We start from the raw sequence: 10,509 nt of genomic DNA, 5'->3' as shown, positions 1-10,509 counted from the left end.
TCATCAGTTACCACCGTTTGGGCTATGTTTGTCTCTGAATTAACATCGTGCAAAGAACTTTCATCAATGACTCAGGTGGCACTAAACTCTGATCTAACACTCCTTTCTATCAACAAATAATTAGCGTGATGTTTAGCTGCTTGTTTATTACTGGCAATTCCAGGCGTTGCTGTGGTTTCTCCTTCTAAGACAGACCAAAAAGCAAATTTACCCGATGCGGTTGTCTTTTCAATGTATTCTACGGTTGTTTGATTTGTCGTCCCTGCTATTTGAATAATTTGAGTGGCTTCTACTTGTTTTTCTTCTAGATAATCTAAAATGCTGTTTTTGAGTAATTCCTTATTGTCTAAATTATTATAATCTCCAAAGATTAGGTAATATAAATCTACTGGTTTAATATTACCTTGCTCAATTCTAGAGATAGCTTCGGGTACGATTTTATCTAACTTTGACACCCTGAGACTATCTTTAACGATTTGAGAAAACTCTTTATCCGAAAGATTCTCAATCTTGTCCTTATCCCGTAATATATTTACGGTTTGATTGAGGCGTTTCTCACGAAAATGTTCGTCTCGTAGTTCTTTGACTTGGGTGCGTTTACTATTAATGTGGTTAGCGATCGCTTGTAGTTCTTCTAGGGTGTAAGGGGATTCTTTGCCTTCTATGAAAACTGCTTTAAGAATACGATGGTTGACGTAATCAGCCACTCGACGAATCGGGGAAGTAAAGTGGGTGTAGGCTGGTAAAGCTAAGGCAAAGTGACCAATGACAGCAGGAGAGTAAGTAGCAGGATTTAACCAACTTTGCAACTTCTGTCGCACTAATTCCGGTAAACCCAGTGTCGTTAAGGTTTCGATTAATTCTTTACTCTTGGGTGCGATCGCAGAAGCAGTATGGTTCCGGTAAAGGAGGGGTAAGGGATGCTTCTCGGCTAAACTGGCAACTGCGGTATTCGCAAGGATCATAAATTCTTGAATGATTTGCTGTGAATGATACATTGGGGTAGTGAGGATACGCCCCTCTTCATCTAAGCTGACCCCAGCAACACGGCTTAAACCAATAGCACCGACATCTTGACGTTTCCAGGATAATTTTTGCGCCCATAGTTCACAGTAACGGAGCATTTGGAAAAAGGGCGATGAAGGGTCATGAAGGGTGGCATCAGCCGACTTATAAGAAAAGCGTTGTAAACTCGTTAAATGGGTTAAATGCAGTGAAGTATTTTTGATATTCGCTGATTCATCAAGGGTAATGCGAATTGTCACCGTTAAACGCAATTTATTTTCGAGAAGGGATAATTTATCCTCGGAAAGTTCATGGGGAAACATGGGTTTATTTTTCGTGGCTAAATACCGAGTTTCCACCTGTGATAGTGCATTAGCTTCTAAGGAAGACCCTGGTTGAATGATTGCCGAGACATCCGAAATATGAACAGATACTACGGTTCCTGATTGCTTTGGTTCTATCCACAAAGCATCGTCGAGGTCTTTTGACGTTTCTCCATCAATCGTAAAACCTAGTACCGCTTCTCGGTGAGTCAGGGATATATTATTGTCCAGTAATTGTGCGATTTCTTGACGGATAATTGGTAATGCTTTCGCCACTTTTTCTTTCGGTTATTTTAAATAAACTACTTTTATAGTTGACTTTTTTAATTGACTCAATCTTTTAAATCATTGACTTAGATGACTAGATTATTATAACATATTAATTTGATTAACTGTTACTTATTTTTCTTGATTTAATGAACTGGTATTTAGTGTCTTGTCGTCCGAATAAAAGAGATTTATTTTTAAAGCAGTTAGATTTTGAAATTGATAAAAATCAACTTAGAGATTTATTTTTAGAGAAAATATCTCCCAGTGATGCTATGTATAAAGATATGGTATTGCTACACATTAGTGATCTTTCATCAGCCCGAATCTATCTTAAGAAGATTGAGCAGTTTCAAAAAATAGAACCAAGAGCTTTGTCAGAATGTCAAGTTGAACAATTTTTTGACAAGTAAATTATTGAATTACGGTGATAAGATATTTACTTAAGAGAACAAAATTAGCTTGATTATAAATTTCCTCAAGAGCAAAAATCTCCAAAAAATCTTGACAACGTGGGGGTTAAGCTAGTTATAATCACAATCTTATCAATTATTAATCAGATTATGAACAAAGAGCAACTGGTAAAAGCGATTGCTGCTGAAACTGGTCAACCTCAGTCGGTAGTCACCAAGATACTCAATGCTACCACTGAAACCATAGTCGAAACCGTTGCTAATGGGGACAAATTAACCCTTGTGGGTTTCGGGACTTTTGAACCGCGGCCTCGCAAAGAAAGACAGGGTAAAAATCCGCAAACGGGGGAATCTTTAACTATCCCTGCAACAACTATTCCTGCTTTCAGCGCCGGTAAAGCATTCAAAGAGAAGGTCAAACCATGAACTTTTGAGAAAAACCTTGTTTTTTTACGAGAACTTGATTATCTTGTAGGGAAAAAAGTGGGGAGCTATTACTATGTCTGTAGAAGCTGTTGAGGAGTTAGTAAAAAAACGTCCAGAATTAGAAACGACTGTGGCTCAAGGGCGTGTCTTATATGGTTATACAAATGGAGCGAAACGAGGAGAAAAAACAGAAGTATTTTTACTGCGCTCTTTCTGGGGACAATATTGTGTCACAGGAATTGCTCAAGAATCATTAGAACCAGGAGGCGTAATTTCTTTAAGTAGTGATCTTCTCTGGAGTAATGATGGAAATTGGCTAATATATAATGCTTAAATTCTTGAAATCTTATGTTTAGATTTGTGTAAGAAAGTTGAAATTAAAATAAAGATTTCTCAATAGTGAAGCATTATTAGTATGATTCTCGTGTCCGTAAAAGGAAGACTATTTTAGACAAAGAACTTTGAGCTAATTGCTATGATGCTACTTTCTTCAAAAACATCTTTAAGGGTTTCGATTAATGACAACAGACAGATAGAGAAGGCTTACAATAATACTTATCAAGAGCGTTGGTTTGAGGAATATCAATACCATTAATGGTATTGATATTCCTCTAAAATTTTCGGATTCAACTGAGAGGTTTTTACCATCTACTGAAACGATTAGTGCTTGGTATTTAGCTAATTATGGAATTAGTAATGCCTTAGATTTAGAACCAGAAGTTGTAGGAGAAGCCCTTGAAAGATTAGCAAAATGGTGGGTGAGTGTCTCGACAAAACGGCTTGATTAACAGGAAATGAGGGTAGATATTCGCTACACAGAAAAAAACTGTCAGGATGTTTTTTCGGTATCTTTGTCTGAGATTAGTCCCGTTGATGCTGATGAAACGACGAATGAAGCAGTAAATGATTGGAAATACTGGGTAGGGAGAGATTATACCTTTAGTGAACTTAAAGATGACTTTTTCTAAGTTTAAATTAATAAAAACTTTTTTAAAATAAAGATATATAGTGATAGTTGAAGAAAAGAGGAGGTTAATGTGCAAATAAAATTTTTATCTAAGTTATTGTTACTAATTTTAGTAGTAGGAATGGCTATGGGTTTTATTTTTTTATCGGTGTTTTGTCACTCTGCTTAATATATTACAAATTATAAAAGTGTGTAAATAACTACTATTTATTAAAATCTTTATTTTTATAATTTCTGAGAATTCATCTTAAGTGTGGGGAAAATAGAAAGTGCTACATCCTATTCTCATTAAGCAACTCTGGTCAGCTACAGAGCAAATTCACGCTCACAGCCTTTTGCATCTTTCTAAGAGAGAATTAATCGAAAGTTTGATTAATCGTATCCAACGGAGAAAAAGTCTCACTGGGCAAGAAACAAAAGATTTAGCTTCTTATATTGAACAGCGTATTGCTTTAATCAGAGATTTGGCACAGTCTCGCCTAGATGAACAGTTAATCTAAATTTGACGGCGATCGCCCTAGGGGACATAGCCATTATCCGTGGTCTAACTTCAGAAAAAACGTTTAATAAAATAATTCTTTTCTATTAACTTCCCATTAATTTCTAGCTTATACAATTCCCAGTAACTCAAATTAGATAAAGCAGGGAGTTTGACGATAAAGCTATGAGAAAATTAGGAAAAGCCTTATTTTTAAGTTTAATATCTTTATTTTTAATTCAAGTTAGAGCTTTTGCTTTAACTTTTGTTAACTGGAATGTAGCTAATCGTCCTAATAACTCCAGTCAAAGACTGGATATGGAAACGGTGTTTAGAGACATAGGAAGAGTCGATTTGTTGTTGGTAGCAGAAACCGATTCTAGCTCTACCTTTGCGACTCGAACCGCTTTGAATAATGCTTTCAACACCAGTAGTTATCGCTTTAGAACCGCTAGTGCTGATGGAGGAGGAGATCGCACTGGACTATTCTATAATTCGTCTACTTTAAGTTTAGTGGGAGTGTCTCAACTGACATCAGGGCTAATTCATCCAACTTTAAGAGGTTTATTTCGACCAGTGGGTGCATCTAGCACAGCGACTGACTTTTATGCTTATGCTGTTCATCTCAAATCAGGAAGTAGCAATAGTGACGAAAATATCAGAGCCAGCGAAGCTAGTATTATTCGTAATAACGCTAATACTCTAGGTAATCGCAACATTATTTATGGTGGGGACTTTAACTGGAATTCTTCGAGTGAAGCTTCACCTAGTGCCTATAATGTGTTCACAAGTAGTGGAGCAGGACAAGCATTTTCTTTCTTTTCTGGGGGAAATTGGCGTGATAATTCATCTTTCCTTCGCTTCCATACCAATAGTCCTAGAGGAGCAATGGATGATTTGTTTGATACTCAGTTAGTGAGTTCTGAGCTTTTTGATGGGTTTGGCTTAGAAATTACTGGAGGTTATAGTGTCTTGGGAAATAATGGAAGTCATCTTCTTAACCAACCTATCACAACAGGGAATGGTGCTTCTGCTTCTGTATTATCAGCCTTATCACGATTTAGTGACCATTTACCAGTAGTTGTGGACTACGGCATAGTTGGTAGTAATAGTAGATTGACTATAGCCTCAACCACAGTTCCTGAACCATCTGTTACAGTCGTGGGTTTTGGATGTGTGGTCGTCTTCGGTTTTTATTCACGCAAGCGTCGTCGATAATTGTCTTTTCATCCATGCTATTTCCTCTACCAAACCTTGTACTTGCGCCACCAACTCCCCTACCAACGTAGTTAGTGCTGGTTGTTTATCCTGTTGCTCTTTCTGAGTTGATGCGACACTAACTGCTTTTTCTAGTTTGTACAGCTTCCTCTGCAATCGCCGAATCTCATTACGACGAGCGATCGCCTCTTTCATCTCCTGATAAGCTACACTCTCTTTTGTACCCAAATACTGCACCATTTTAGTCTTACGAGTAGGATTAGGATTATTTTTAGTAGCAGGAGGGTAATAAGCTTTCATTAGCCTGTAATAAGTGTATCGTTTCCCGTTTTTCTTTGTGATACTGCTTGTTCCAATCCAGGTATTGGGAGGTGCGACTTTTCCTTGGCTTCGGAGTTGGGCAATACGGGCTTTGATGGCAGCTTGGGACATTGGTTTTAGGTTAGTGCTGATGTATTTTATTATAGTTCGGCACTAACTAAGAAGTCAAGGGGCGATCATCGAGTGTTGTTCTGCGATCGCCAATCAAAATGGTGATATGATGGTTTTAGAAATTAAACCGCACTTTTTGAACCTTGAAAATTCAATAAAGTTCTCATTATCTTCTCCGAATCGACGCAGGTAGCCCAATAGCCTCAAACCCCCATTCTTTCGTAGACCTGCGTCGATGCCTTACACCATCAGGGTTTGAGGGTTACGAAAAATTATTTTCTGAGGGAAATTTATTTCGATCTAAGGGGGTGCGTCGATTTGTCCTCTGTAACCCACTCCCTGTAAGGCTCCTCAGACGAACTCTTTCCCTTAATAGGGGACATCAGTTGAATGGAAACACAATGCGTTCCAAGTTCATCAAACATTTGTCCTTTCCCTTAATAGGGGACATCAGTTGAATGGAAACATGAGGTGAATCGTCAGATGATGAGAATGAACTCTTTTCCTTAATAGGGGACATCAGTTGAATGGAAACAGTTGGTCTCCAACTTTTACTTTTACCTTTAATTTTAACTTTCCCTTAATAGGGGACATCAGTTGAATGGAAACAAAAAGATGTCAAGCTCACCAAACGCAACGATTTCTGCTTTCCCTTAATAGGGGACATCAGTTGAATGGAAACAACTTATCGCCGAATGCACCTTTGGTCACTTTCTTCTTCTTTCCCTTAATAGGGGACATCAGTTGAATGGAAACTAATACTAAAAATTAAAAACCGTCATACGTCGGTACTTTCCCTTAATAGGGGACATCAGTTGAATGGAAACTCCAGATTGGAAATTGGAAAAGTCCCCGTCTTTTACTTCTTTCCCTTAATAGGGGACATCAGTTGAATGGAAACTTTTTCGTTGAAAAAATACTGACTGTTACGTCTTCTGCTTTCCCTTAGCAGGGGACATCAGTTGAATGGAAACTAATTGTAACACTCCAAAGAAGTGTTCCCAAGCCTTTCCCTTAGCAGGGGACATCAGTTGAATGGAAACTCTCTTTTGCAAATCCTCCTCTTGTTTGACTAACTCATCTTTCCCTTAGCAGGGGACATCAGTTGAATGGAAACAGTAAACTGCCGTCGGGGTCAGGAAGTAAACTGCCGTCTTTCCCTTAGCAGGGGACATCAGTTGAATGGAAACTCCACTCTTCATGGGTGAAAGATTTTGCTATCTGAAGCCCTTTCCCTTAGCAGGGGACATCAGTTGAATGGAAACAAGGACTATCGCGCAAGCTACACCTGACGCAGCTACTTTCCCTTAGCAGGGGACATCAGTTGAATGGAAACTCCCAAACCTTTTGAGAAAATCCATAAAAGCTGGAATAACTTTCCCTTAGCAGGGGACATCAGTTGAATGGAAACAGTAGACAATAGCTCATAGTTAGCTAACTTGCCTTTATTTCCTCTTTCCCTTAGCAGGGGACATCAGTTGAATGGAAACGTCAGGATCAAGGTTAAAACCACCGTCGGGATCAGGGGCTTTCCCTTAGCAGGGGACATCAGTTGAATGGAAACCTTATGCAATGATCAGGCGTAAAATCTGAGCATTAACTTTCCCTTAGCAGGGGACATCAGTTGAATGGAAACGTAGGGGTGGGAATCATAGAATTCGTGTCCATCTTTCCCTTAGCAGGGGACATCAGTTGAATGGAAACGTGAATACTCTTGCTCAAGATTGTAAGTTGCTACTTTCCCTTAGCAGGGGACATCAGTTGAATGGAAACAACAAAAAAGGGTGGTATTTTACCACCCAAAAATGCTTAACAAAAAAAGGATTTGAGTTTATTCAATAACTATAAGAATTCCGCTCGACACCTTTGTAGGGCTGTTTGCTTGTATTTTTCATCAGCGTCAATAAAAGGCTCAAATTGATAGCCTCCAACGTAGTCACATCTTTTTTTAATATAAACATTGTCACTTTTAGGCATTCTAATAATTCTGGGGAGGAATTAAAAAGCTCTGAGCGAATCCACTCCCAAGGTCTGTCAGCTTCATCAAAAGAATAGTAATTAACATTACTGCTTTTTTCTTTAGTAATATACTGTCCTGTAGCATCCACTTTTACCTTATTGTTAACAACAGAAAGACTACTAACAATAACCTCAATTGTTCCAGCATAGGGACTGGCTGGGCCATTGGCTATTTCAAGACAAAATCGATTGTCTTGACGAAGAATATATCTCCAAGAGTTGTTATTGATTGTACCTTGTGCTAAATAAGTGCCTACTTTTAAATTTTGAGGTTGAACAAAATTTGTTGTTGGTAATTGAGCCTTAATAAAACCAATTTGATTAATCAACAAAACAGATAAAATGACGATGTTATTCATAATAGTTGCGTAAGATTAAATACTGTTAAAATCGAGAATTAGAACACTTTTCAAAAGTCAACGAATTATCGTAACATTCTTTTAGTAAAATCTCTTAAAATACACAAATATTTTCAGTTGTTTTTTCCAATTATTTAATAAAATGGCGATCAAGGAGTAAGGTAAGATTACGAAATTGATCATTACACAATCATGCAATGATCAATTTGGATTTTAGAGTTGTTTATGCAGTTTTTTAACTAATCCTAATCCGCCGAGAGCCAAAAGACCAAAAAAGTTGTTAGGTTCTGGGACGTTAGGAATTGGCTCTGTGGGGTCTGGTTCTATTTCTCTGATAGCAGACCAAGACCCTGGAATTACGTTTGAACCGCCAGGAATTCGGCCCCACTCTCCTTCAATAATTTGCTCACCATCATTGGTCACGATAGCAGTATATTGAGCAGTTACAATACCTTGAGAGGGCTGAAGTATTTCATTGCCAGTAAGTTCCAAACTTAAATCAGAAAACAAAGTTCCAACAAAAGCTTCGGTGCCAAACTCCCCTGCATTAGATCGCCACTTAAAAATCCCTTCAACTAAGGCATTGTCTCCGTTATCTATCTGAGAAGTAAATAAGAGTGTCGTTCCATCCCAGGTATTGCCGCGATCATCCGTGGCAAAAACATTCCATAGACCTTCTGTAAGATTGATAGAAACGGCAAAAGCTGGTGAGGCAAAATTTAAAGTTGCAAGGGTAAGAGAAAACAGAGAGGCAAATTTAGCAAATTTAACTGTCATTGAGTTTATCCTCAATAAAAAATAGATTTCGTCGTAAAACTGTTACTAAAGCCAAATAAATTCAATAATTAGCTTTATTCAGCCACATTCATAGAATAACAAGAGCATAATTTTTGGGGAAGCAAAAAGGATATATTAATGATAAAATTTGAAAAGGTAAAAAATTCCCATTAAAAAAGGAATATAGAAGGAAAAAAATTTGTTAGCTGATATTGTCTTTTAGAATAAATGAAAAAAAAAAGTAAGTCTCATCCCTATGCAGAATTAAAAGCCTTTGAACGGCTAATGCTATTAATCGCAACTTTGGTAGAATATCCAGGAGTTGGTTATCTGAAAAAAGAAAATAAAGAAGACAAGGAAAATCACCATGATGCGTTAGAGGAAGTTCAATGGTATTTAAGACAAGTCGCTCAAAGTCTGAATATAAAACTTCCAGAAGAATATCCAGCACTGCCGACGATAAGGAAAGATTTACAAACTTTGAAAAAGTACAACATACTCGAACAACGAATGTATCGTTGGGGATATTATTTAGGCACAGGAGTGATGTCTTATGATGAGTTAAGAATTGCTGTAAATGCTTTAAAATCTCAAGCATTTAGGCAAGGAGAACCTAAAATTCGGAAAATATATTCTAAATTAGAAGAAAGATTAAAAGGAACCGAGGCTTTAAACATTCAAAATTTATTTTATCCGATTCGCCAACATCTAAATCGGGTTATTAACTATACAGATCCTGAAGAAATGATCGAAAAAAATAAAGGTAGCAAAACTCTTTTTCGTCATATTGATAAAATTGAACTGGCTATTATCAAAGGAGAAAAAATAGAAATTTCTCGCAAAGTAGATCCCTACAAAGGAGATAGAGTAGGATTTCAACAGATATGGCCATTGCAGTTGATTTTTCACGACATCGCTTGGTACTTACTTTATGAACGTTGCAATGATAATCATTTAGCCATAGGAAGAATTAATCGTTTGGCTGATTATTGTAAGGTCTTAGAAAAAAAAGGCCGTGGAGTAGAGGCTCAAAGAGAAAGTCTTACAAAAGGGTATAAACTTCTAGACCAAGGATGGGGATTAAAGTTAGGAGATGCAGAAGAACAACAGAAAGAGTTAAAAGGAGAATTAGAATTAATTACAGCAAAAGTGCGTTTTTTTCATCCTGTCAGTCAATTTATTGAAGAAGGAGAACTTCGTCATCCTACCCAAAAACTGACAAGAAGTAAATCTAAATTGAAGAACAATAAGCCCGAATATATTGATTATGCTGTAAAATTACCACCACGTTCAATAGACGAGTTTAATTTGTGGGTTAATCGTCATGGAGCCTCGGCGCAAGTCCTTGAACCTGAAAATCTGGTTAAACAACATAGAGAATCAGCTTTAAAGTTAGTGGCGCGTTATCAGCAGAACCATTAAAAGACTATCAACAAATTTTAACGAGAGTGGTCTGGCTCGATGTTAATATCCATTTGATGAAAGTCCCCAACCTCTATGTCAAAATATTTGACAGTGTTATCCCGAATCACCTTAACTTGTAGAACTTCTCCAATATTACGCTCTGCCACATACTGCCGAAATTGTTCGTTGTTTTGAAGAGTTAGATCATTGAGTTGAGTAATAAGATCACCAATAAGTAGTCCAGATGCTTCGGCAGGAGTATCAGGAAAGACATGAGTCACGAGTACCCCAGAGATTTCAGGGAGTATGATAGAAGCATCGGGATTCTGATTATTCTCCTTAGCTAAAGTCGGAGTTAAAGTTAACATTTTAATTCCAACGAAGGGTGACTTGCGCTCCCGTCCTTTCTTCTCAACAACTT

Annotated in this window: 12 protein-coding genes, 1 pseudogene and 1 CRISPR repeat array; of the genes and pseudogenes, 8 read left to right on the top strand and 5 right to left on the bottom strand. The window is 37.5% G+C overall.

All coding sequences use genetic code 11. From position 1 onward, the window contains the following. Positions 1 to 1,604: pseudogene (locus tag CY0110_RS29055) on the bottom strand (ribonuclease catalytic domain-containing protein); the annotation flags it as partial. Between the two features lie 140 nt (positions 1,605 to 1,744). Between CY0110_RS29055 and CY0110_RS26700 the strand changes: the two are divergent. The 7 genes from CY0110_RS26700 (at position 1,745) to CY0110_RS26670 (ending at position 5,097) form a co-directional block, all read left to right on the top strand. Next, positions 1,745 to 2,008: a hypothetical protein gene (locus CY0110_RS26700; protein WP_008278777.1), complete on the top strand. Its 264-nt coding sequence runs from the start codon at positions 1,745 to 1,747 to the stop codon at positions 2,006 to 2,008. Between the two features lie 150 nt (positions 2,009 to 2,158). Beyond that, a complete protein-coding gene (locus tag CY0110_RS26695) occupies positions 2,159 to 2,434 on the top strand; it encodes an HU family DNA-binding protein (RefSeq protein WP_008278776.1) in 276 nt (91 codons plus the stop codon). A gap of 73 nt (positions 2,435 to 2,507) precedes the next feature. Further along, the gene (locus CY0110_RS26690) at positions 2,508 to 2,768 is read left to right on the top strand and encodes a hypothetical protein (RefSeq protein ID WP_008278775.1); all 261 of its coding nucleotides are present in this window, start codon (positions 2,508 to 2,510) and stop codon (positions 2,766 to 2,768) included. A 238-nt stretch (positions 2,769 to 3,006) separates the two neighbouring features. After that, positions 3,007 to 3,222: a hypothetical protein gene (locus tag CY0110_RS31245; RefSeq protein ID WP_008278774.1), complete on the top strand. Its 216-nt coding sequence runs from the start codon at positions 3,007 to 3,009 to the stop codon at positions 3,220 to 3,222. A 6-nt stretch (positions 3,223 to 3,228) separates the two neighbouring features. Then, complete coding sequence (locus CY0110_RS31240) at positions 3,229 to 3,402, top strand: calcium-binding protein (protein WP_008278773.1); 174 nt, start codon at positions 3,229 to 3,231, stop codon at positions 3,400 to 3,402. 268 nt (positions 3,403 to 3,670) lie between these two features. Next, positions 3,671 to 3,901 (top strand): hypothetical protein, encoded by a 231-nt coding sequence (locus CY0110_RS26675; RefSeq protein ID WP_008278772.1) that lies wholly within the window; start codon positions 3,671 to 3,673, stop codon positions 3,899 to 3,901. Between the two features lie 164 nt (positions 3,902 to 4,065). Continuing rightward, positions 4,066 to 5,097, top strand: a complete 1,032-nt coding sequence (locus CY0110_RS26670) for an exonuclease/endonuclease/phosphatase family protein (protein WP_008278771.1) — start codon at positions 4,066 to 4,068, stop codon at positions 5,095 to 5,097. Here the strand turns inward: CY0110_RS26670 and CY0110_RS26665 are convergent. The 3 genes from CY0110_RS26665 to CY0110_RS26655 all read right to left on the bottom strand — a co-directional run bounded on the left by CY0110_RS26665 (position 5,077) and on the right by CY0110_RS26655 (position 8,684). Continuing rightward, entirely contained in the window at positions 5,077 to 5,529 is a 453-nt protein-coding gene (locus tag CY0110_RS26665) for a hypothetical protein (protein WP_008278770.1), read from the bottom strand. The genes CY0110_RS26670 and CY0110_RS26665 overlap by 21 nt on opposite strands. Before the next feature lie 362 nt (positions 5,530 to 5,891). Beyond that, positions 5,892 to 7,302: direct repeats of the CRISPR family, unit length 36 nt; unit sequence CTTTCCCTTAGCAGGGGACATCAGTTGAATGGAAAC. A 62-nt stretch (positions 7,303 to 7,364) separates the two neighbouring features. Then, positions 7,365 to 7,907 carry a hypothetical protein gene (locus CY0110_RS28210; RefSeq protein ID WP_008278768.1) on the bottom strand — a complete coding sequence of 181 codons (543 nt, stop codon included), beginning with the start codon at positions 7,905 to 7,907 and terminating at the stop codon, positions 7,365 to 7,367. Between the two features lie 213 nt (positions 7,908 to 8,120). After that, a complete protein-coding gene (locus CY0110_RS26655) occupies positions 8,121 to 8,684 on the bottom strand; it encodes a hypothetical protein (RefSeq protein WP_008278767.1) in 564 nt (187 codons plus the stop codon). Between the two features lie 228 nt (positions 8,685 to 8,912). Here CY0110_RS26655 and CY0110_RS26650 point away from each other — a divergent pair, with 228 nt between their 5' ends. Continuing rightward, a complete protein-coding gene (locus tag CY0110_RS26650) occupies positions 8,913 to 10,106 on the top strand; it encodes a helix-turn-helix transcriptional regulator (protein ID WP_008278766.1) in 1,194 nt (397 codons plus the stop codon). Between the two features lie 17 nt (positions 10,107 to 10,123). Here CY0110_RS26650 and CY0110_RS26645 read toward each other — a convergent pair. After that, the coding region (locus CY0110_RS26645) for a PDZ domain-containing protein (protein WP_008278765.1) at positions 10,124 to 10,509 on the bottom strand (386 nt) is incomplete at its 5' end.

The organism is Crocosphaera chwakensis CCY0110 (genome assembly GCF_000169335.1).
Classification (GTDB): Bacteria; Cyanobacteriota; Cyanobacteriia; order Cyanobacteriales; family Microcystaceae; genus Crocosphaera; species Crocosphaera chwakensis.
Note: the sequence above shows the minus strand (reverse complement) of the source record. Positions and strands in the feature narration are given on the sequence as shown.